The organism is Leifsonia poae (genome assembly GCF_050632865.1).
In the GTDB taxonomy this organism is placed as follows: domain Bacteria; phylum Actinomycetota; class Actinomycetes; order Actinomycetales; family Microbacteriaceae; genus Leifsonia; species Leifsonia poae_B.
On record NZ_JBODSA010000002.1, the window covers coordinates 44,794 to 64,590 of the forward strand.

A 19,797-nucleotide genomic window follows, 5' to 3' on the forward strand; every position below is an offset into this window, starting at 1 on the left:
CGAGCACAGGGAAAACGTCGTCCGAAGCCGCTTCGGGCGACGTCTTCACTGTTGTCGGCGGCTAAGTTGGAGGGGTGACTGAACCTGGAGACGGCCGCGTCGCGGTCTACATCGACTTCGACAACATCATCATCTCGCGGTACGACCAGGTGCACGGCCGGGGCAGCTACATGCGCGACCGGCCCAAGTCGAGCACGACCCAGCCGAAGGCGTCGTTCGCCGAGAAGCTGGCGGAGGCGCGCGTCGACCTCGGCGCCGTCATCGACTTCGCATCATCCTTCGGGACGCTCGTCCTCACCCGCGCGTACGCCGACTGGTCGTCGGCGGTCAACGCCGAGTACCGGGGCCAGCTGGTCGGCCGCGCGGTCGACCTCGTGCAGCTGTTCCCCGCCGCCGCGTACGCGAAGAACGGCGCCGACATCCGGCTCGCTGTCGACGCGGTCGAGGATCTGTTCCGGCTTCCCGAACTCACCCACGTCGTGATCGTCGCGGGCGACTCCGACTACGTCCCTCTCGCGCAGCGGGTGAAGCGCCTGAACCGCTATGTCATCGGGATCGGCGTGGCCGGGTCGACCGCGAAGTCCCTGGCCGCCGCCTGCGACGAGTTCGTGAGCTACGACGACCTGCCCGGCATCGCGCGCGACGAGGCGGCGGACGCGACCGCGACCGACGAGCCGGAGGCGGACGAGCCCGAAGCGGACGAGCCCGAGGCGGAGCAGGCGGCCGCGCCCGCACGTGCCGCATCCTCCCGCCGCAAGGGATCCCGCAGCGCGGCCACCGACGCCGCGGCGGACACTGTCGCTGCGGAGACCGCCGCAGGCACCGGCGACAGCGAGTCAGCCGAACCCGCCGACACCGCCGCCGAGCCCGAGCCCGACCGCGGCCGCAAGCGTGGTGGCCGCCGTCGTGCCGCCGCGACCGAAGAGGAGGAGGACGCGGCCGCCGAGGAGCCCCAGGAGGACCCTCAGGTCGTCGCCACCCGCCTCCTCGCCCGCGCCCTGCAGCTCGGCCACGAGAAGGACGACTCCCCCTGGCTCCACAGCTCGGCGGTGAAGGGCCAGATGAAGCGCATGGACCCGTCCTTCAGCGAGAAGGCGCTCGGCTTCCGTTCGTTCAGCGACTTCATCAAGTCCCGCAGCGACCTCGTCGAGCTCGACGACAGCTCGACCGCCCAGATGCTCCGGCTCGCGCCCTCCCGCCCCCGCCGCGCGCGGCACAGCGGCCGGGCGACGGACGCGGTCTCGGCGTCGTAAGCCCGCACTCAGCCAACAGGACTTGACTGCCCACCATGGCGAAGCAGTGGATAGCGACTCAGTTCGGCGCACCGGAGACGTGGGAGTTCGCGGAGGTCGACACCCCCGCGCCCACGCAGGGTGAGGTCACCATCCGGGTGACGGCCGCCGGCGTCAACCCGGCCGACTACAAGCACGTGTCGGCGCCGCGTCCGGGCCTGCACCTGCCCGTGCCCATCGGCTACGAGGCCGCCGGCACCATCTCGGCGATCGGACCGGACACCGAGATCGCGTCCGGCGGCGGGGCCGTCGGGGACGCGGTGGTCGCCTTCCGCATCCAGGGCGGCTACGCCACCGAGGTCACCGTGCCCGCGAAGGACGTCTTCGCCAAGCCTCCGCGCCTCGCGGACGAGGAGGCCGCCAACCTGCTGCTGGTCGGCACGACCGCGGCCCAGATGCTCGACGTGACCGACGTCCGGAAGGGCGAGACCATCCTCGTGCACGGCGCCTCCGGGGCCGTCGGGGTGAGCATCCTGCAGCAGGCCGCGGAGCTCGGCGCCCGCGTCATCGGCACGGCGAGCGAGTCGAGCTTCGCCCGCGTCCGCCGCTTCGGCGGGCTGCCCGTCGCGTACGGCCCGGGCCTCGCCGAGCGCGTGACCGAGGCGGCGCAGGGACCCATCGCCGCCGCGCTCGACACCGTCGGCACCTCCGAGGCGTTCGACGTCTCGCTGGAGCTGGTCCCCGACCGCACGCGCATCGTCACCATCGTGGATGCGCAGCGCGCCGAGCGGGAGGGCATCCACGCCGTCTTCGGCGCGCAGCCCGAGAGCCAGGCGTTCCGCGACGCCGCGCGCCCCCGGCTCCTGGAGCTCGCCGGCAGCGGTCGCCTCCAGGTCCCGGTCGCACGCACCTACCCGCTGGCGGAGGCGCCGGAGGCCCTGGCGTTCCTGAAGGAGGGCCACTCCGGCGGAAAGCTCGCGCTGATCCTCTAGCCCGCCTAGCCCACCTACTGCGCCGGCCGCGCCAGCTGCGCCTCGGCTTCCGCCTCCGACACGATCATCATGCCGCCGGTGCGCTGACTCGACTGCAGCAGCACCTCCATCCACCGCTCGTTGAGCTTGGGAGGCACGGACTCGGCGAACACGAACGCGAGCGGGATCTCGCGGCTGATCCAGATGCTGACCCTTCCACCGCCCAGATGGTCCGGCACCTGCCAGTTCAGCAGGAAGCTCTCGTGCCGCCGCAGCTTCGTGACGACGGCGATCTTGACGTGCGACAGGGTGCGGTCGTCGAACTCGTACTCCTGCGCGGCGTACCCGTAGACCAGGCGACCCATGTCACGCCCCCTCGCGCTGCTTCCCCGACGTGCCCTTGCTGGCGCGGTACGTGCCCTCCGGGACCTCCTCGCGGATCTCGGCCCGCAGCTCGTCCTCGAGCCACAACCCCGCGTTGGAGTTGGCGCGCTCGCTGAGGATCGAGAGCCATTCGCGGTTCAGCTCGGGCAGCTCCGGCCCCACGAACACGAACTGCAGCGAGATGGACGGGTCGATCCAGATCGAGCGGAGCACACCGACCGGGTCGGCCGTCCGATCCGTCCAGATCAACAGGAAGCCCTCGCGGCGTCGCAGCTTCGCCTGGACGACCGCCTGCAGGTGGGCGAGGACGCGGTCGTCGAACGTGAACCCGTCCGCTCCGTCGTAGATCAGGGTTCCCACTGGTCTCCCTCCGCTGACAACACTTTCTCCACTCAGCCGCGCGCCGTCAATAGGCGAGTACGCGAACCGCCGTAAAGTCCGGTCATGGACGCTCTCACGCGAACCATCAAAGCGGCCCCCTCTACGAGGACGGCCGGACCCTCGACAGCGTCGTGGTCGTGCCCCTCATCGGCGGATGCCCGCCCGGGGAGATCCGCGTCGCGACCACGTTCGCCGGCGCGCTCGTCTACGACGTCTACGAACTGGCGGACGAGGAGGAGTACTCCTCCATGCCGGCCTACCCCTACCGCTCCACGATCCCGGTCACGACAGAAGATCTCGACGAGTAGCGTGGCGGGAGTGACCCCTCCGCCGATCCCGCACGCCCGCGAACCGGTGCGGCGGTCGCAGCACTCAGCCTGGGGACGCTGCTCAACCCCTCAACTCGTCGATGATCGCGGTCGCGCTGGTGTCGCTCCAGCGTGACTTCGACGTGGATGTGACCACCGTCACCTGGGTCATCACATCCTTCTACCTGGCGTCGGCGGCCGGTCAACCGCTGATGGGCCGGCTCGCCGACCGGTTCGGCCCGCGGCGGCTGTTCCTGTTCGGGATGGTCGTGGTCGCGATCGCCTGCGCGCTCACTCCGTTCTCGGGGTCGTTCCTCGCGGTGTGTCTGGGCCGGGTGGCGCTGGCGATCGGCACCGCGACAGCGTTCCCGTCGGCGATCGCGATGCTGGGGCCGCTGTCCGCGAGCTCCGGCGTCCAGACTCCGCGCCTGCTGGGCCGCATCCAGATCGCCAACACCTCTGGGGCGGCGATCGGGCCGGTGCTCGGCGGCGCGCTGGTGACCTTCCTCGGCTGGCAGGCGATCTTCTGGATCAACGTGCCGCTCGCCGCGCTCACCTTCTTCGGTGTCTGGCTCTTCGCCCCGAGGGATGCGGCGCGCGATAAGGTGCCGCTGCGGCGCACCCTCGCCGAGTCGGACATCCCGGGCATCCTGTTGTTCGTCGCGACGCTGACGTCGCTGCTCGTCTTCCTGCTCGACCTCCACCCCGTTCCGCTGTGGTGGCTGCTGCCGTTGGCCTCGGCCGCGGGCGGACTGTTCGCGTGGCGGGAGCTGCGCACCGCGCATCCCTTCCTCGACCTGCGCCTGCTCGCCGCGAACCGCCGGCTGCTGATGATCTACCTGTCGTTCGCGATCTTCAACGTCGTCTACTACTCGGCGTTCTTCGGGCTGCCGCAGTACCTGCAGACCCACGGCGGCTACACCGCGGGCGTCGCCGGATTACTGATGTTCCCGCTGGCGGCGGTCACCATCGTGGTCACCCCGCTCGCGGCCCGGTCGATCGGCTCGGCAGGGCTGCGTCCGACGCTGCTCGCGGGCGCCGGGGCGTTGGTCGTCGGCGCTGCACTGCTCGCGGTCGCCGCCGCGACCACCGCACCCTGGGTGGTGCTGCTCCTCACCGCCGCCCTCGGCATCCCGTACTGCGTGGTCAGCCTGTCGATGAACCAGGCGCTCTACTCGGCGGCGCGGCCGGAGGACAGCGGCGTGGCGGCGGGCATCTTCCAGACCTCCCGCTACGTCGGCGCGATCGTGGCGACGACCGTGCTCGGGCTGCTGTTCAGCGGAGGGACGACGAGCTCGAGCTGGCTGACAGCGGTCTGCGTCGCGACCGGGCTCGCCGTCGTGCATCTCGCGCTGCTGACCTTCGTGCGCCCGCGGCGGGGCCCGGCAACCGCGGAGACTGCCGCCGGCTGACGCATTCCCTGCATTCCCAGGCCCGAGCACCCCTCCTAGACTCCGGGCATGACGCTCGGCCTGGGCGGGGACGAACTGGTGACGCAGCTGCTGCTGCTGGTGCTCGCCTTCGTGCTCAGCGCCGTCATCGGGGTCGAGCGCGAGATCCGGCTGAAGAGCGCAGGTCTCCGGACGCACATCCTCGTCGGGGTGGGCTCGGCGATGTTCACCCTGGTGTCGGCCTACGGCTTCACCGCGCTCGGCCTGGCGCCGACCGATCCGTCGCGGATCGCGGCGCAGGTAGTCACCGGCATCGGCTTCGTCGGCGCCGGCGTCATCTTCGTCAACCGCGGCAACGTCGTCGGGCTCACGACCGCCGCATCCATCTGGGTCACCGCGGCGGTCGGGATGGCATGCGCGGCGGGACTGCCGGTGCTCGCGATCGCCGGGACGCTGCTCCTCCTCGTCGCGGTCAGCACCCTGCCCGCGGCCGAGCGCCTGCTCCGGCGGACCGCGGGCAGCGTCCTCACCGTCCAGGCGGAGGACACCGGTGACGTGCTCACCCGGGTGCTGGACGCGTGCGCCGCGTCGAAGGCGCACACCATCGTCGACGACGTGCACCGGACGCCCGGACCCGAAACGGGCGCACTCGAACTCCGCGTTCGCGTGCGCGCGGGCGCAACGGAGACGCAGCGGCTCGTGGCCCGGCTCGCCGGGGTGGACGGCGTCACGACCGTCCGCACCGAGCGTTTCGGCGAGTGAAGCTGGGGCGTCAGGCGACCAGCGTCGCGCCTCCCGGCGGCACCGGACGCCGGGCCGACGAATTCCGGCACAACGGGTTCGTGCACCCGACCGGAACCGTCACCGTCACCCAGGACCCCCGCAACGTCGGCACCAACCGCCGCTCTGCGGAGATCGGAGACCCGCACTCCTTGCACACCCGTGCGTCCGCGACCATACGACCATCCCCATCCAACCCCGTGGCGCCCGCTTCGCCACCTCCATGGTCCGCCCGCTGCGCTGCGGAAGCAAGAGTCGGCCGACGGGTCGCTGCAGGATGCACGAGCCGCTAGCGTCGGATCATGCAGCTGGACGTCCCCACCGCCCTCGGACCCGGCAGGCTGACCGTCGCCGCCGCGGCGGACCCGGCCGCCGTGCTCTGGCTCGGCCACGGTGCCGGCGGCGGCATCGACGCGGTCGACCTCGCGGCGCTGGCGGCGCGTCTGCCCGAGCGCGGCATCACCGTTGTGCGCTACGAGCAGCCGTGGCGGGTCGCCGGCAAACGCGTTGCCGCCCGGCCCGCGGCGCTGGATGCGGCGTGGCTGGAGACGGCGCCGCGCGTGCGCGAGCTGGCGGGCGATCTCCCGCTCGTCGTCGGCGGCCGCAGCGCCGGAGCCCGCGTCGCCTGCCGCACCTCTACGGCTGTGGATGCGGCAGCGGTGGTCTGCCTGGCGTTCCCGCTGCATCCGCCCGGGAGCCCCGAGAAGTCGCGGTTCGCCGAGCTGCTTGAGCCGACCATCCCGGTGCTCGTGCTGCAGGGCGGCCGCGACACGTTCGGGACGGCGTCGGACGTGGTGTCCGCGGTCGACGCCCGCGTCGGCATCCGAGTCGTGGAGGTGCCCGGCGCCGATCACGGCATGAAGGTACTCAAGGGCTCCGCGCTGGGCGCCGGCGGGGTCCGCGACCTCGTCGCCGACACCGTGACCGGCTTCGTCCTCGGACTCAGTACTCGCCCTTGACGACGAAGTAGGAGCCGCGGATCGTCCCTGCGAGCTTCGACCGCTGCCGCGCGAACTTGAACGCGGCCAGCTCCTCCGGGACCTCCATCCCGTCGGACAGCTTGAACCCGACCGCGCGCTTGCCGCCGTCCTCGATGGTCCAGAGCAGGTTGACGGACAGCCCCGACTCGTAGAACACGTACGTCCAGTCGATCCCGTCGACCTCGAACCGCGTCGCCTCCAGCGCCGGGGACGCGATGACGATGTCCCGCTCCTCCTTCAGCACTCGCGCGACCCGCGCGACGGCGTCGGCCTCCTCCTCCGCGGTGCCGACCGTGAACTCGTGGTCGTACTTGTTGCGGAAGTACCGCGCCTCGTTCGCCCGCAACCCGGCGAGCGCTTCGGCGACGGGAGAGCTCTCCAGGCCGGTGGTGGACACGGTCACGAAGTCGACGACGTACGGCATGGCACTCAACCTAGCGCCCCTCGGCCGCGTGCGAGGATCATGGGATGTCGGACCTGCTCATGCGCATCCACTCCCCCGAGTTCCAGGCCATGTCCGAGCGCGTCCTCGAGGTGACCGCGCTGACCTCGCGCCTCAACGTGCTGCCGTTCGACGACGAGGGCGGCAAGGCGGCGCTGTTCGCGCAGATCCTCGGAGCCCCGCTGCCTCCGCGCGTGACGATCTACCCGCCGTTCTTCACCGACCACGGGCTGCGGCTGGAGCTGGCGGAGCGGGTGTTCATCAACCAGAACTGCACGTTCCTCGACTACGCGGGCATCACGCTGGCCGAACGGGTGATGGTGGCGCCGCGCGTCACCTTCATCACCGTCGGCCACCCGGTGGACACCGACGACCGGCGCGTGTGGCTCACCGGCGGCCCGATCACGATCGAGGAGAACGTGTGGATCGGCGCGGGCGCGACCATCCTGCCCGGCGTCACGATCGGGCGGGACGCGGTGGTCGCCGCGGGCGCGGTCGTCGCGGACGATGTGCCGCCGCGGACGCTGGTCGCGGGGCCGAAAGCGGACGTGCTGCGGTCATGGTGACCGCCGCGGTCACGACGGCGTCGCCAGCTGGTTCGTGAACGACGAGTCCCGGCCGAGCGCGAAGTCGATCAGCTTCTGGAACCGGTCCGGGTCGATCGCGTTGGCCTTCGCCTGCTCCACAGTGTCCGCCGTCTGGAAGTACAGCTCGTTCCAGTGCCGGGCCTGGGTCTCGCCGCCGTCCGCGTCCACGTTGGCGTAGAGGATGTTGTTGGCGGTGCGGTCCCAGAAGATGCAGATGAAGTGGGGCAGCCCGGCCGGCGGGGTCGGACAGTAGTAGAGCCGACCGCGTCCCTCCCGCCGGATCGCGCTGGTGCGGGCGGACGTCGCGCTCGCCGTCGCGGCGATCGCCCGCGAGACGGCGTCGTTGACGATGCGGTTGAGGTCGTCGAGTGAGGCCATGTCGAACTCATCTCCTTGCAGGTAAGGCGGCCGGATGTAGCTGAGGATGTACCCGACGGAGCGCTTGCTGTCGTGCAGGTCGTCGCCTGGGCCCGAATTGGTGCCGCGTGTGGTGACGGTCCCGGAGCGCGGATAGACGGCGACCACGATCTCGGTGTGATCCGGGTCGCCGTCGCCATCCCAGTCGAACGCCACCACGTCGCCGCGCTGGACGCCCTCCCAGCCGTCGTGCCAGACGCCCCGGTCGCGTCCCCAGCGCTGGATCTGCGAGACGTAGGTGTAGTGGGGGTTCCCCGAGGAGTTCAAGCCGAACAGGTAGTAGCTGACGCACGCAGCGCAGTCGTCGTAGTTGCTGTTCCCGCTCGGCCACCACGGGTTGGGCCACGTCGTTCCGAAGGACTGGGCCATGGCGGCGAGCAGTTCGTCGGGCGACCGATTGAGCAGTTCAGGCATCGTCCGGCATCTCCTCGCCGTAGCTGGTGCTGATGGGCGGTGGCGCAGGGGTCTTATCCCGGTTCAACGGCGGCAGCAGGCCGAGGTCGTCGAGCGGGAAGTCGTCGTCGGTGTCGCCGGTCTCGTCCGTCATGCCATCCCCCGTCTCTGGTGCATCGTGGGCGCACGCGAATGGTACGACCGCAGAGGGTGTCGGCACGAGACGGCATCCGGTCATTAGGCTGCCCGCATGACCACAGCGACCGTCTACACGTCGACCTTCATCTTCAGCGCGAAGGAATTCGATGACGACTTCCATCGCCTCAACGATGAGATCGCGTCACGGGCGCGGGCGATCCCGGGCTTCCTCGGCGAGGAGGCGTGGGAGAACCCGGACACGGGACTCCACTCGGAGGTCTACTACTGGAGTGACCTCGACGCGCTTCACCAGCTGGTCGGAATGGATACGCACCGCGAGGCCAAGCGCCTCCACGAGCACTGGATCGGGCCGTACCGCGTCGTGATCGGGCAGGTGCTCAGCGAATACGGGACGGCGGGGCTGGGGCTGGACCATGTGCCCGCGGGGACGGGTGGGGAAACAGCCGCGGGGCCCGGAGTGCTTGGATGAGCGGGTGAGCATGCCGTTCGACAGGATGAGCGGGGCGTGGCCCGACTCCGACCCCGAGTCGCTTCTGCGCGAGCTCATCGACAGCGTCGCGCGGGCGCTGCCGGCCGATGTCGCATCCACAGCGCTCTCGGTCGAACTCACGCGGTCGCTGGCCGACCGGATGGCGCACCGGCCCGGCGTCGTCACCCGGATCCGTCTGGCGGGCGAGACGGAAGCGCTCGCGCTCGGATGGGAGCCCGGTCCCCACTGGACCCCGACGGTCGAGCAGCTGTACGGATCGGTCGTCCTCTCCACCCGCACGGTCACGCTCAGCCAATGGCTGACCGCCTTCGCCCGGCTGGTCGCCGCCATGGCGGTGCAGGCCGCCGAGGACTCCGCGGACTCGGCGCGCGCACTCCAGACGCTGGGCATCCTCCCGCCGGGCTCGGAGATCCGCGTCGACGACGCCACGCTGGCGCAGGACCTCCGCACCCTGGCCGCGCGCGTCCGGCGCCGCATCCCGGACGAGGCGGCGTCGGCGGTCGGGCGCATCGGCGACCTGCTCGCCGACACCCTGCCGCGGGTGGCCGGGTCGGGTGAGCCGGAGGTGATGCTGCGCGTGGCGGCGACGCTGTACCTCCCCGACACCCTCCGTGCGTACCTCGCCCTGCCGGCGGAGTGGGCCACCGAGCACGTGCTGGCCAGCGGACTCACCCCGGCTCAGACGCTGACCATGCAGCTGGACGCGCTCGAATCCGCGGCGCGCACGATGCGGGACGCCGCGATCGAGCGGGACGCGGCGGCTTTGCTGGTCAGCGGGCGGTTCCTCGCGGATCGGTTCGCGGGGCCGCGGCGGGAGCTGGATCTGGGGTGACCTGGCTCGTGCGTCACCCTCGGGTTGGGGGAATCGCCGGGCTCCGCCTGCCGCTAGCGTGATCCCATGCCGGGGGGATCAGCACGCGCGAATGTCGCGGCCGCGGGAGCCGTCATGGTTCTCCTGGCCGCTTCGCTTACAGGCTGCATGGGGATCCCGAGCCCCTACGAATACGACCTCGTCGACGCGGCGGCCGAACAGCTCGGCGTCACCCACGCCGGTGTGATTCTCATCGAGCAGCACCGCGGGCAGATGAAACGGTTGAGCGGCGAGGGACCGACGGTCGCGTTGAGGATCGCAACCGACGACTCGACGGCGGCAGCCCGCACCCTTGTCGAGCGAGCCAAACGAAACGGGTGGGAGGGTTCAGTGGAGGAGGGTCAGATCCTCAGAGGGTGGGCCACCATCTCCACAGGCGGCTACTTCCTGCAGCTGTATGTCACCCTGTGGACGGCGAACGGGCCGGTCGCAGGCGCGGAGGACAAGACCCGGACGTCGAACCGGTCCGGGATCGACGTCACGATCTCTCAGTCCTGAGTAGCGCTCGCGGTGTCACACGTTGAACCGGAACTCCACCACATCCCCGTCCTGCATGACGTAGTCCTTGCCCTCCATGCGCGCCTTGCCGCGCGAGCGGGCCTCGGCGATGCTTCCCGCATCCATCAGGTCCTCGAAGGAGATGACCTCGGCCTTGATGAAGCCCTTCTCGAAGTCGGTGTGGATGACGCCCGCCGCCTGGGGAGCCTTCGCGCCCTTGGGGATGGTCCAGGCGCGCGACTCCTTCGGGCCGGCGGTGAGGTAGGTCTGCAGGCCCAGGGTGTCGAAGCCGATGCGGGCCAGCTGGTCCAGACCCGACTCGTCCTGGCCCGTGGAGGCCAGGAGTTCGGCGGCATCGGCGGCGTCCAGGTCGATGAGTTCGGACTCCAGCTTGGCGTCGAGGAAGACCGCCTGCGCGGGGGCCACCAGCGCGGCAAGCTCGGCGCGGCGTGACTCGTCGGTCAGGACGTCCTCGTCCACGTTGAACACGTAGATGAACGGCTTCGCGGTCAGCAGACCGAGCTCGCGCACCGGCTCGAGGTCGATCGAGGAGGTCGACAGGGGCTTGCCGGAGTTCAGGTATTCGATCGCGGCGCGGGCGGTCTCGAGGACGATCGGCTCGAGCTTGCGGCCCTTGACCTCCTTCTCGTAGCGCTGCTCCGCCTTCTCGAGGGTCTGCAGGTCGGCGAGGATGAGCTCAGTGTTGATGGTCTCCATGTCGCCTGCCGGGTCGGTCTTGCCCGCCAGGTGCACGACGTCCGCGTCGCTGAAACCGCGCACGACCTGGGCGATCGCGTCGGCCTCGCGGATGTTCGCCAGGAACTTGTTGCCCAGGCCCTCCCCTCGCTGGCGCCCTTCACGATGCCGGCGATATCGACGAAGGACACCGGAGCGGGGACGATGCGCTCACTGTGGAACAGCTCGGCCAGGCGGTCGAGCCGCGGGTCGGGCAGGTTCACCACGCCGACGTTCGGCTCGATGGTCGCGAACGGGTAGTTCGCCGCCAGAGCGTCGTTCTTGGTCAGCGCGTTGAACAGGGTGGACTTGCCCACGTTGGGCAGCCCGACGATTCCGATAGTGAGAGCCACGGTCGTCCATTCTACGGGGCGGGTCCGACGCGGCCGCCCGCGGTCAGTCCAGGCGGGCGGCGCGGTAGGAGCGGGTCACGTACGGCAGCTCGAACGTGTCGCGCCCGGCGAGATCGGGATGCTCCCGCATGAGCCGCCGCAGAGACTCGATGACGGCGGCCTGGGCGTCCGGGTCCTTGGTGATGAAGTAGCTGCGGGAGCGGGCGAGGTCGAGCAGGCCCTCGTGGTCCAGCGCCTGCACCCAGCGGGTCTCGTGCTTCTCCAGCGGGCCGAACGGCGGCGCGAGCACCGGATCGGCTTCGTCGTCGAACGCGGCGGAGCCCGCATCCATCAGCTCACCCAGCTCGCGCACCCAGCCGATGCTCTCGTCGCGCTCGTTCCAGACCAGGCCGAGGCGGCCGCCGGGACGGAGCACGCGGGCGACCTCCGGGATGGCCCGCTCGGCATCCAGCCAGTGCCATGCCTGCGCGACGAGGACGACCCCGGCGGACGCGTCCGGCAGCGGGAGGCGTTCGCCGGTGCCCTCGTGCGCCGGGACGTCCGGGAGTCGTTCGCGGAGGACGCGCAGCATCTCCGGCGACGGGTCGACGGCGACGACGTCGCGGCCCCGGTCGACGAGTGCGGCGGTGAGCTTGCCGGTGCCGGCGCCGAGGTCGACCACCGGGTCCTCGGTGCCGTCGAGCAGCCAGCTCACGGCGTCCGCCGGGTAGGAGGGGCGGGCCGCGTCGTACACGTCGGCCGCCCGGTCGAAGGAGGCCGCGTGGAGGTCGCGCTGCTGACGGGATCGCATGCCGCGATGCTACGCGGGGCCGCCTCCCGGCGCCCCACTTCTCTCGTGAGGTGCACGTAGATGCGGTGCGGCACGGCGTGTCGACCGCAACTACCTGCACTTCGGCGGCGCGCGCGGCCCGCGAGAGGCGGCGGGTGGATGCGCGCGGCACGCGGGCGGGATGCCGGGCGGCGTCGGTGGGGCATGTGAGCATTCGAACGTGAGCCTGAACTTCACCGCCATCGACTTCGAGACCGCCAACTCCTCCCCCGCGTCGGCCTGCTCGGTCGGCCTGGTGAAAGTCCGAGACGGCAAGGTGGTCGACCGGGCGGGCTGGTTCATCCGGCCGCCGCTGGGACACGACCAGTTCCAGGAGTGGAACATCCGCATCCACGGCATCTACCCGGAGCAGGTGGCGGACGCCGCGGGCTGGGTCGACCAGCTGGCCGACCTGGTGGAGTTCGCGGAGGACGACCACCTCGTCGCCCACAACGCCGGCTTCGACATGGGCGTGATCCGGGCGGCCTGCGCAGCGACGTTCGTCGCGTGCCCGGAGTACGCCTACCTGTGCAGCCTCCAGGTCGCGCGCCGGACGTACTCGCTGGAGTCGTACCGCCTGCCGGTCGCGGCGATGGCGGCGGGGTTCGAGGGCTTCAACCACCACGACGCGCTCGCGGACGCGGAGGCGTGTGCCGCGATCGTCATCCACGCGGCGAAGCGGCACGAGGCGGCGACGATCGCCGACCTGTCGGAGCTCACCGGCGCGCGGCTCGGCCGCATCGGCGTCCCCGTCGCCGCCTGACCCTTCCGTCGGATTCGCGCAGCTCCTCGCGACTCGCGGCCCCTGCGCGACCGAGTGTCGGAGGCCGCTGACAGACTGCAGGCATGGACATCCTCGCCCTGCTCCTCGGCCTCCTGATCGGTCTCGTCGTCGGCGCCATCGGCGCGGGCTTCGCGGTCGCGAAGCTCGTGCGGGAGCGCGCCGCCTCGGGTCACTCTGACGCCGGCGTCGACCCGGCCGTGCTCGCGGCACAGCACCAGGCCGAGATCGCCGAGATCAGGGCGAGCGAGGCCGCGGTGCAGTCGGAGATCCGTGCCGCCGAGGCCGCGGTGCAGGCCGAGATCCGCGCCGACCTCGCCGCCGCGCACAGCCGGGTGGATGCGATGCAGGAGCAGCTGCGCGTCGCCCAGGAGCAGTACCGCGAGACCGTCGAGCGGCACCGGGCCGAGGCCGAGGCGCGGGCGGAGCGGGAGCGCGCGGAGAGCAAGGTGCTGCAGGCGCTGGCGCCGGTCAAGGAGAGCCTGAGCGACATGCAGCGCAAGGTCATGGAGCTGGAGGCGCAGCGCAGCCAGCAGCACGGCCAGCTCACCCAGCAGCTGCGGTCGGCGGCCGAGTCCGAGGAGCGGCTGCGCAGCACCGCCGAGGCGCTGGCGTCCGCCCTGCGGTCGAACAGCACCCGCGGCGTGTGGGGCGAGACGCAGCTGCGGAGCGTGGTCGAGGCCGCGGGCCTGCTGGAGCGGGTGGACTTCGACGTGCAGTCGAGCATCCACTCGGAGTCCGGCGCGGGTCGACCGGACATGATCGTGCGGCTTCCGGGCGGCAAGAGCATCGCGCTCGACGCAAAGGTGCCGTTCAACGCGTACCTCGAGGCGAGCCAGATCCCCGCAACCGCCACCGGCACGGAGGCCGCCCAGCGTGAGGCGCTGCTCAAGCAGCACGTGAAGGCGGTCCGCGACCACATCACGGCGCTCGGCAGCAAGGCGTACTGGACGGGGCTGGAGTCGTCGCCGGAGCTCGTGATCGCGTTCATCCCGAGCGAGTCGCTGGTGTCGTCGGCGCTCGAAGCCGACCCGTCGATCATGGAGTTCGCGTTCGGCAAGCGGGTCGCACTCGCCTCGCCCGTGACGCTGTGGTCGGTGCTGAAGACCGTTGCGTTCAGCTGGCAGCAGGATGTGCTGACCCAGGAGGCGAAGCAGCTGTTCGACCTGAGCCGGACGCTCTACAGCCGTCTGGCGACGACGGCCGGCCACATCGAGAAGCTGGGCCGGTCGCTGGAGCGGACCGTCAAGGACTACAACGGCTTCGTCGGCTCGTTCGAGCGCCAGGTGTTCCCGGCCGCACGCAAGCTCAACGCGCTCGACGAGACGAAGGTCATCGGCGCGCTCGAAGGCATCGAGGAGGCTCCGCGCGAGCTCACCGCCTTCGAGCTGGTCAGCGAACTCGAGCCGCGCGACATGCACGGGATCGACAAGCTCGCCATCGAGGAGAAGGAGCGGGCGCACGCCGAGGACGACGACGCCCGCGAATCCGGGGTGGCGTAGGGCCGCCGCCGAGCGGCCGGCCGCGTACGCCGGTCCGCCCTTACAGCTGGTCGGGCTCGAGCCACTTCTCCGCGAGGTGGTCGGCGATCACCCGGCGGACGGTACCCGACTTCGACCGCAGCACGATCGACTCGGTCCGGATGATCGGACCCTTCCGTCGAACGCCCTCCACCAGGCCGCCGTCGGTCACGCCGGTCGCCACGAAGAACGTGTTGTCGCCCTGGACCAGGTCGTCCACGCTGAGGATGGTGTCCATCTTCAGCCCCGCCGCGATCCCCCGGGCCCGCTCCTCGTCGTCACCGGGCGCCAGCATCCCCTGCATGAACCCGCCGAGCGCCTTGACCGCTGCCGCGGTGATCACGCCTTCCGGGCTGCCGCCGACGCCGACGCACATGTCGATCCGCGACTCGTAGCGGGCCGCGTTGATGCCGCCCGCAACGTCCCCGTCGAGCAGCAGCCGCGTCCCGGCGCCCGCCGCACGGATCTCCTCGATCAGCCCCTCGTGGCGCGGCCGATCGAGCACCGCCACCCGGATCTCCGTCACCGGCTTCCCGAGCGCCTTCGCCAGCGCACGGATGTTGTCCCCGATCGACTGCGACAGGTCCACGACGCCGTGCCCGGCCGGTCCGGTGACGATCTTGTTCATCCGGAACACGCTCGACGCATCCAGCATCGACCCGCGGTCGGACACCGCGATCACCGACAGCGCGTTCTGACGACCAGCGGCCGTGAGCGAGGTGCCGTCGATCGGGTCCACGGCGATGTCCACCGCCGGCCCACGCCCGTTCCCGACGTGCTCGCCGTTGAACAGCATCGGCGCGTTGTCCTTCTCGCCTTCGCCGATCACGATGACGCCGTCGAAGTTGACCGTCCCGAGGAACTTGCGCATCGCATCCACCGCGGCACCGTCGGCCGCGTTCTTGTCGCCGCGCCCGATCCACGGCGTCGCCCGGATCGCCGCCGCCTCGGTCGCCCGCACCAACTCCATGGCCAGGTTCCGGTCGGGATGGGTGAAGTGCGGAGCGCTGTCGGTGCTGGTCATGATGGGTCCTCCCGGACGGATGCGGTTCGTCGTCGTCGACACCGGCAGGTCGTCCCACCGGACGCTGCCAGTGTATCCGCGGCCCCCCGCGCCGTCAGGGGATATGGACGAACGTGCACCGGCAGCCGGCCACAGGCGCCTCGGTATGATGAGGGCGTTCGACACCCCGATCCTCAAGGAGCTGCAATGCCCATCGCCACGCCGGACCAGTACGCAGAAATGCTCGACAAAGCGAAGGCCGGCGGCTTCGCCTACCCCGCCTTCAACGTGTCGTCCTCGCAGACGATCAACGCCGTGCTGCAGGGTCTGACGGAGGCGGGAAGCGACGGGATCATCCAGGTCACCACCGGCGGCGCCGACTACTTCGCCGGGCAGACCGTCAAGGCCCGCGCGACCGGAGCGCTCGCGTTCGCGAAGTTCGCCACCGAGGTCGCCAAGAACTACCCCATCACGGTCGCGCTCCACACCGACCACTGCCCGAAGAACGCGCTCGACGACTTCGTCCTGCCGCTCATCGCCGCCTCCGAGGAGGAGGTCCGCGCGGGCCGCAACCCGATCTTCCAGTCGCACATGTGGGACGGCTCGGCCATCCCGCTGGATGAGAACCTGCAGATCGCACAGGACATGCTGAAGCGCACCAAGGCGATCAACGCGATCCTCGAGGTCGAGATCGGCGTCGTCGGCGGGGAGGAGGACGGTGTCCGCCACGAGGGATCGAACGAAGCGCTCTATACGACCCTGGCCGACGCCGAGAAGGCGGTCGACGCCCTCGGCCTCGGCGAGAAGGGCCGCTACATGGCCGCTCTCACCTTCGGCAACGTCCACGGCGTCTACAAGCCGGGCAACGTCAAGCTGCGCCCGGAGCTCCTGAAGGAGATCCAGGACGGCCTGGCCGCGAAGTACGGCCACGGCCCGAAGCCGCTCGACCTCGTCTTCCACGGCGGCTCCGGCTCCACCGACGAGGAGATCGCGGAGGCGGTCCGCAACGGCGTGGTGAAGATGAACATCGACACCGACACCCAGTACGCCTTCACCCGTTCCATCGCGGACTACATGTTCAAGAACTACGACGGCGTGCTCAAGGTCGACGGCGAAGTCGGCAACAAGAAGCTGTACGACCCGCGCGCCTGGGGCAAGGTCGCCGAGTCGGCGATGGCGCAGCGCGTCATCGAGGCGACGCAGCAGCTCGGCTCGGCCGGACACTCCGGCAAGTAGTCGCACCGGGCGGCGGGATGCGCACAGCACCCGCCGCCCGCACCAGCAGGATCAGGAGGCAGCGGGCATGACCGACCAGGAGCCGCGGCCGGACGACCGACCACGTCCGCAGTTCGGGGAGCTCGCGCCTCCCGGCTGGGTGTGGCATCCCCGGCGGACGCCGACCGTCTCGATACGTCCCGGCCGTTGGAGCGCGAGGACGACGCCGTCGCGCCCCCGCCGACCGGCGCTCCGTACACGGGCGCGCAGCCGCCCTATCCGGGGGCGCCCTACCCGTCGCAGGGCGAGCGAGCCCGCGCCGGGCAGCCGGCCCCGACCTGGAACCTGACCCTCACCGTCCTGCTCGCCGTCTTCGGCTTCTTCGGGATGCTGTACTCGATCGCGACGCTGCAGGCCATCCCGGCCTCGATGCAGCTGCTGCACAGCACGAACGGCCTCGGCGAATACACGCCCGCTCCGATCGTCGGCACGCTGGTGCTGGTCGGGTCGATCCTGATGGGCGTGATCTGGGCGGCCTCCGCGGGCCTCGCCGCGTTGCTCCTGGTCAAGCGGCGGCTGGCGTTCTGGGTGCCGCTCGTCGCCGGGATCGTGGCGATGGTCGTCCTGCTGATCTTCGCCGGTGCGGTACTCGCGACCGACCCGGTGCTGCTCGGGTTCTACAGCGGCACCTCGGGCGGCACGACGCCCACCCAGACGCCCTAGTCAGCGGTTGCCGCGGCCGCCGAGCGCCCGTGCGTCCTGCTTGCCCGAGATGTCCTTGCGGAGCTCCTTCGGCAGCGAGAACATGAGGTCTTCCTCCGCCGTCTTGACCTCCTGGACGTCGGCGTAGCCGGCGCCCGCGAGGTCGTCCAGCACCTCCTGCACCAGGACCTCGGGCACGGAGGCGCCGCTCGTCACGCCGATCGAGGAGACGCCGTCGAGCCATTCCTGCTTGATCTCGCTCGCGTAGTCGACGCGGTAGGCGGCCTTCGCGCCGTACTCCAGCGCGACCTCGACCAGGCGGACCGAGTTGGAGGAGTTGGCCGAGCCGACCACGATCACGAGCTCCGCCTGCTCGGCGACCTTCTTGATCGCGACCTGGCGGTTCTGGGTGGCGTAGCAGATGTCGTCGCTGGGCGGGTCCTGCAGGTTCGGGAAGCGCTCGCGCAGGCGGCGCACCGTCTCCATCGTCTCGTCGACCGAGAGCGTGGTCTGCGAGAGCCAGACGACCCGGTCGGGGTCTTTCACGACGATGGAGTCGACGTCGTCCGGGCCGTTCACCAGCGTCACGTGGTCGGGCGCCTCGCCCGCGGTGCCCTCGACCTCCTCGTGGCCGGCATGGCCGATGAGCAGGATCTCGCGGTCGTCGCGCGCGAAGCGCACCGCCTCCCGGTGCACCTTGGTGACCAGCGGGCAGGTGGCGTCGATCGCGCGCAGGCCCCGCGCGGCGGCGGCGTTCACGACGGCCGGCGAGACGCCGTGCGCCGAGAACACGACATGCGCGCCCTCCGGGACCTCGTCGACCTCGTCGACGAAGATCGCGCCCTGCTGCTCCAGCTCGGACACGACGTGCACGTTGTGGACGATCTGCTTGCGCACGTAAACGGGCGAACCGTAGAGGTCGAGCGCCTTCTCGACGGCGACCACCGCGCGGTCGACACCGGCGCAGTAGCCGCGGGGTGCGGCCAGCAGGACCCTCTTGTGTCCGACGACCGGGTTATCCTGAAGCCGTCGCCTCGCGCCGGGAATCCGCGGCATCGGGAGGCTGATGGTTGCGTCGCTCACCCTTCGATCCTACGTGAGCACGCTGGACACGGAATGGGAGGGGTCGGTGAGCCAGTCAGCGCCCGTCGCGATGCAGCCCGCTCCCCCGACCGTGGACTCCCCGTGGCCGGTCGCGCTGCTCAACTCGAAGATCAAGGGATGGATCGACCGGCTCGGCACCGCCTGGGTCGAGGGCGAGATCACCCAATGGGGCATCTCCGGCGGAAACGTCTACGGGAAGCTGAAGGACCTCAACGAGGACGCCACGATCAGCTTCACGATCTGGTCGTCGGTGAAGGCCCGGATCCCCGCCGACCTCAAGCAGGGCGACCGCGTCGTCGCGGCGATCAAACCGAACTTCTGGGTCAAGGGCGGCACCCTGACCATGCAGGTCTACGACATGAAGCACGTGGGCCTGGGCGACCTCCTGGAGCGGCTGGAGCGGCTGCGGCAGCAGCTCTCCGCCGAGGGCCTGTTCGCGGTCGAGCGCAAGAAGCGCCTGCCGTTCCTCCCGCACACGATCGGCCTGGTGACGGGCAAGGACAGCGACGCCGAGAAGGATGTGCTCCGCAACGCGCAGCTCCGCTGGCCGCAGGTGCGGTTCCGTGTCGTGCACGCTGCGGTCCAGGGCGAGCGCACGGTGACCGAGGTGGTATCCGCCATCCGGACGCTGGACGCCGACCCGGAGGTCGAGGTCATCATCGTGGCCCGCGGCGGCGGCGACTTCCAGAACCTGCTCGGCTTCAGCGACGAGCGCCTGGTGCGCGCGGCGGCCGCCGCGCTGACACCGATCGTGAGCGCGATCGGGCATGAGGCCGACCGGCCCCTGCTCGACGAGGTGGCCGACCTCCGCGCCTCCACCCCGACGGACGCGGCCAAGCGCGTGGTGCCGGACGTCGCCGAAGAGCTCGCCCGGGTGCAGCAGGCGCGGGCGCGCATCGGCACGCGCGTCACGCACCTCATCGCGCACGAGATCGACCGGATCGGGCACCTGCGCACCCGCCCGGTGCTCGCCTCCCCGTCGTGGATCGTGGACGCGCGCGCCGAGGAGCTGACCCGCTTCGTCGCCCGCGGCACCGAGCTGGTCGGCCGCTGCGTCGAGCGCGAGACGACGCGGGTCGCCGAGCTCCGCGGGCAGCTGCGGGCGCTGTCTCCGCAGGGCACGCTCGACCGCGGCTACGCGATCGTGCAGACGTCCGCCGGGCACGTGGTGACCGACCCCGAGGAGGCGCCGTCCGGCTCCGAGCTGCGGCTCACGGTCTCGGGCGGGTCGCTCGCCGCGACGGCCGGCGACCCGCTGCCGTCCCCCGCGAGCCACGGCGACCGCGAATAGA

General features: G+C 70.8%; 23 protein-coding genes and 1 pseudogene. 15 read left to right on the forward strand and 9 right to left on the reverse strand.

The window, feature by feature from the left end; translation table 11 throughout:
* Nucleotides 1-74 precede the first annotated feature (74 nt).
* Together ACRAWB_RS07380 and ACRAWB_RS07385 are read left to right on the forward strand one after the other, a co-directional pair.
* Complete coding sequence (locus ACRAWB_RS07380; RefSeq protein ID WP_431352761.1) at nucleotides 75-1,253, forward strand: NYN domain-containing protein; 1,179 nt, start codon at nucleotides 75-77, stop codon at nucleotides 1,251-1,253.
* Between the two features lie 35 nt (nucleotides 1,254-1,288).
* A complete protein-coding gene (locus ACRAWB_RS07385) occupies nucleotides 1,289-2,224 on the forward strand; it encodes an NADP-dependent oxidoreductase (RefSeq protein WP_431352762.1) in 936 nt (311 codons plus the stop codon).
* Between the two features lie 14 nt (nucleotides 2,225-2,238).
* On the opposite strand, the gene ACRAWB_RS07390 is transcribed toward ACRAWB_RS07385, so the two are convergent.
* Nucleotides 2,239-2,568, reverse strand: coding sequence for a hypothetical protein (locus tag ACRAWB_RS07390; RefSeq protein WP_431352763.1), 330 nt, complete (start codon nucleotides 2,566-2,568; stop codon nucleotides 2,239-2,241).
* 1 nt (nucleotide 2,569) lies between these two features.
* The gene (locus tag ACRAWB_RS07395; RefSeq protein WP_431352764.1) at nucleotides 2,570-2,947 is read right to left on the reverse strand and encodes a hypothetical protein; all 378 of its coding nucleotides are present in this window, start codon (nucleotides 2,945-2,947) and stop codon (nucleotides 2,570-2,572) included.
* 158 nt (nucleotides 2,948-3,105) lie between these two features.
* Here ACRAWB_RS07395 and ACRAWB_RS07400 point away from each other — a divergent pair, with 158 nt between their 5' ends.
* From ACRAWB_RS07400 to ACRAWB_RS07415, 4 genes are all read left to right on the forward strand, one after another.
* Complete coding sequence (locus ACRAWB_RS07400) at nucleotides 3,106-3,276, forward strand: hypothetical protein (RefSeq protein WP_431352765.1); 171 nt, start codon at nucleotides 3,106-3,108, stop codon at nucleotides 3,274-3,276.
* 101 nt (nucleotides 3,277-3,377) lie between these two features.
* Nucleotides 3,378-4,688, forward strand: coding sequence for an MFS transporter (locus ACRAWB_RS07405; RefSeq protein ID WP_431352766.1), 1,311 nt, complete (start codon nucleotides 3,378-3,380; stop codon nucleotides 4,686-4,688).
* 48 nt (nucleotides 4,689-4,736) lie between these two features.
* The gene (locus tag ACRAWB_RS07410) at nucleotides 4,737-5,429 is read left to right on the forward strand and encodes an MgtC/SapB family protein (RefSeq protein WP_431352767.1); all 693 of its coding nucleotides are present in this window, start codon (nucleotides 4,737-4,739) and stop codon (nucleotides 5,427-5,429) included.
* Between the two features lie 320 nt (nucleotides 5,430-5,749).
* Nucleotides 5,750-6,406, forward strand: a complete 657-nt coding sequence (locus ACRAWB_RS07415) for an alpha/beta hydrolase family protein (RefSeq protein ID WP_431352768.1) — start codon at nucleotides 5,750-5,752, stop codon at nucleotides 6,404-6,406.
* On the opposite strand, the gene ACRAWB_RS07420 is transcribed toward ACRAWB_RS07415, so the two are convergent.
* Nucleotides 6,390-6,851, reverse strand: a complete 462-nt coding sequence (locus ACRAWB_RS07420) for a phage tail protein (RefSeq protein WP_431352769.1) — start codon at nucleotides 6,849-6,851, stop codon at nucleotides 6,390-6,392. The genes ACRAWB_RS07415 and ACRAWB_RS07420 overlap by 17 nt on opposite strands.
* A 44-nt stretch (nucleotides 6,852-6,895) precedes the next feature.
* Between ACRAWB_RS07420 and ACRAWB_RS07425 the strand changes: the two genes are divergently transcribed.
* The gene (locus tag ACRAWB_RS07425) at nucleotides 6,896-7,435 is read left to right on the forward strand and encodes a DapH/DapD/GlmU-related protein (RefSeq protein ID WP_431352770.1); all 540 of its coding nucleotides are present in this window, start codon (nucleotides 6,896-6,898) and stop codon (nucleotides 7,433-7,435) included.
* Between the two features lie 9 nt (nucleotides 7,436-7,444).
* On the opposite strand, the gene ACRAWB_RS07430 is transcribed toward ACRAWB_RS07425, so the two are convergent.
* Both ACRAWB_RS07430 and ACRAWB_RS07435 read right to left on the reverse strand, forming a co-directional pair.
* A complete protein-coding gene (locus tag ACRAWB_RS07430; protein WP_431352771.1) occupies nucleotides 7,445-8,287 on the reverse strand; it encodes a CHAP domain-containing protein in 843 nt (280 codons plus the stop codon).
* Nucleotides 8,280-8,420 carry a hypothetical protein gene (locus ACRAWB_RS07435; protein WP_431352772.1) on the reverse strand — a complete coding sequence of 47 codons (141 nt, stop codon included), beginning with the start codon at nucleotides 8,418-8,420 and terminating at the stop codon, nucleotides 8,280-8,282. The genes ACRAWB_RS07430 and ACRAWB_RS07435 overlap by 8 nt, the downstream gene beginning before the upstream one ends.
* Nucleotides 8,421-8,516: 96 nt before the next feature.
* On the opposite strand from ACRAWB_RS07435, the gene ACRAWB_RS07440 reads away from it, so the two are divergent.
* The 3 genes from ACRAWB_RS07440 to ACRAWB_RS07450 all read left to right on the forward strand — a co-directional run bounded on the left by ACRAWB_RS07440 (nucleotide 8,517) and on the right by ACRAWB_RS07450 (nucleotide 10,284).
* On the forward strand, nucleotides 8,517-8,894 hold the full coding sequence (locus ACRAWB_RS07440; RefSeq protein WP_431352773.1) for an antibiotic biosynthesis monooxygenase family protein: 378 nt from the start codon (nucleotides 8,517-8,519) through the stop codon (nucleotides 8,892-8,894).
* A 4-nt stretch (nucleotides 8,895-8,898) separates the two neighbouring features.
* On the forward strand, nucleotides 8,899-9,747 hold the full coding sequence (locus tag ACRAWB_RS07445) for a hypothetical protein (RefSeq protein ID WP_431352774.1): 849 nt from the start codon (nucleotides 8,899-8,901) through the stop codon (nucleotides 9,745-9,747).
* A gap of 114 nt (nucleotides 9,748-9,861) precedes the next feature.
* The gene (locus tag ACRAWB_RS07450) at nucleotides 9,862-10,284 is read left to right on the forward strand and encodes a hypothetical protein (protein WP_431352775.1); all 423 of its coding nucleotides are present in this window, start codon (nucleotides 9,862-9,864) and stop codon (nucleotides 10,282-10,284) included.
* A gap of 15 nt (nucleotides 10,285-10,299) precedes the next feature.
* Here the strand turns inward: ACRAWB_RS07450 and ychF are convergent.
* Both ychF and ACRAWB_RS07460 read right to left on the reverse strand, forming a co-directional pair.
* A pseudogene (ychF, locus tag ACRAWB_RS07455) lies at nucleotides 10,300-11,372 on the reverse strand (redox-regulated ATPase YchF).
* Nucleotides 11,373-11,415: 43 nt separating this feature from the next.
* Nucleotides 11,416-12,162, reverse strand: a complete 747-nt coding sequence (locus tag ACRAWB_RS07460; RefSeq protein ID WP_431352776.1) for a class I SAM-dependent methyltransferase — start codon at nucleotides 12,160-12,162, stop codon at nucleotides 11,416-11,418.
* Nucleotides 12,163-12,361: 199 nt separating this feature from the next.
* Here ACRAWB_RS07460 and ACRAWB_RS07465 point away from each other — a divergent pair, with 199 nt between their 5' ends.
* Complete coding sequence (locus ACRAWB_RS07465) at nucleotides 12,362-12,943, forward strand: exonuclease domain-containing protein (RefSeq protein WP_431352777.1); 582 nt, start codon at nucleotides 12,362-12,364, stop codon at nucleotides 12,941-12,943.
* A gap of 83 nt (nucleotides 12,944-13,026) precedes the next feature.
* Entirely contained in the window at nucleotides 13,027-14,463 is a 1,437-nt protein-coding gene (rmuC, locus tag ACRAWB_RS07470; RefSeq protein ID WP_431352778.1) for a DNA recombination protein RmuC, read from the forward strand.
* A gap of 40 nt (nucleotides 14,464-14,503) precedes the next feature.
* On the opposite strand, the gene glpX is transcribed toward rmuC, so the two are convergent.
* The gene (gene glpX, locus ACRAWB_RS07475) at nucleotides 14,504-15,505 is read right to left on the reverse strand and encodes a class II fructose-bisphosphatase (RefSeq protein WP_431352779.1); all 1,002 of its coding nucleotides are present in this window, start codon (nucleotides 15,503-15,505) and stop codon (nucleotides 14,504-14,506) included.
* A gap of 186 nt (nucleotides 15,506-15,691) precedes the next feature.
* Here glpX and fbaA point away from each other — a divergent pair, with 186 nt between their 5' ends.
* The gene (fbaA, locus tag ACRAWB_RS07480; RefSeq protein WP_431352780.1) at nucleotides 15,692-16,720 is read left to right on the forward strand and encodes a class II fructose-bisphosphate aldolase; all 1,029 of its coding nucleotides are present in this window, start codon (nucleotides 15,692-15,694) and stop codon (nucleotides 16,718-16,720) included.
* Nucleotides 16,721-16,861: 141 nt separating this feature from the next.
* Nucleotides 16,862-17,422 (forward strand): DUF6264 family protein, encoded by a 561-nt coding sequence (locus tag ACRAWB_RS07485; RefSeq protein ID WP_431352781.1) that lies wholly within the window; start codon nucleotides 16,862-16,864, stop codon nucleotides 17,420-17,422.
* Here the strand turns inward: ACRAWB_RS07485 and ACRAWB_RS07490 are convergent, their stop codons facing one another.
* On the reverse strand, nucleotides 17,423-18,457 hold the full coding sequence (locus tag ACRAWB_RS07490; protein ID WP_431353157.1) for a 4-hydroxy-3-methylbut-2-enyl diphosphate reductase: 1,035 nt from the start codon (nucleotides 18,455-18,457) through the stop codon (nucleotides 17,423-17,425).
* 73 nt (nucleotides 18,458-18,530) lie between these two features.
* Between ACRAWB_RS07490 and xseA the strand changes: the two genes are divergently transcribed.
* Nucleotides 18,531-19,796: an exodeoxyribonuclease VII large subunit gene (gene xseA / locus ACRAWB_RS07495; RefSeq protein ID WP_431353158.1), complete on the forward strand. Its 1,266-nt coding sequence runs from the start codon at nucleotides 18,531-18,533 to the stop codon at nucleotides 19,794-19,796.
* Nucleotide 19,797: the final 1 nt, after the last annotated feature.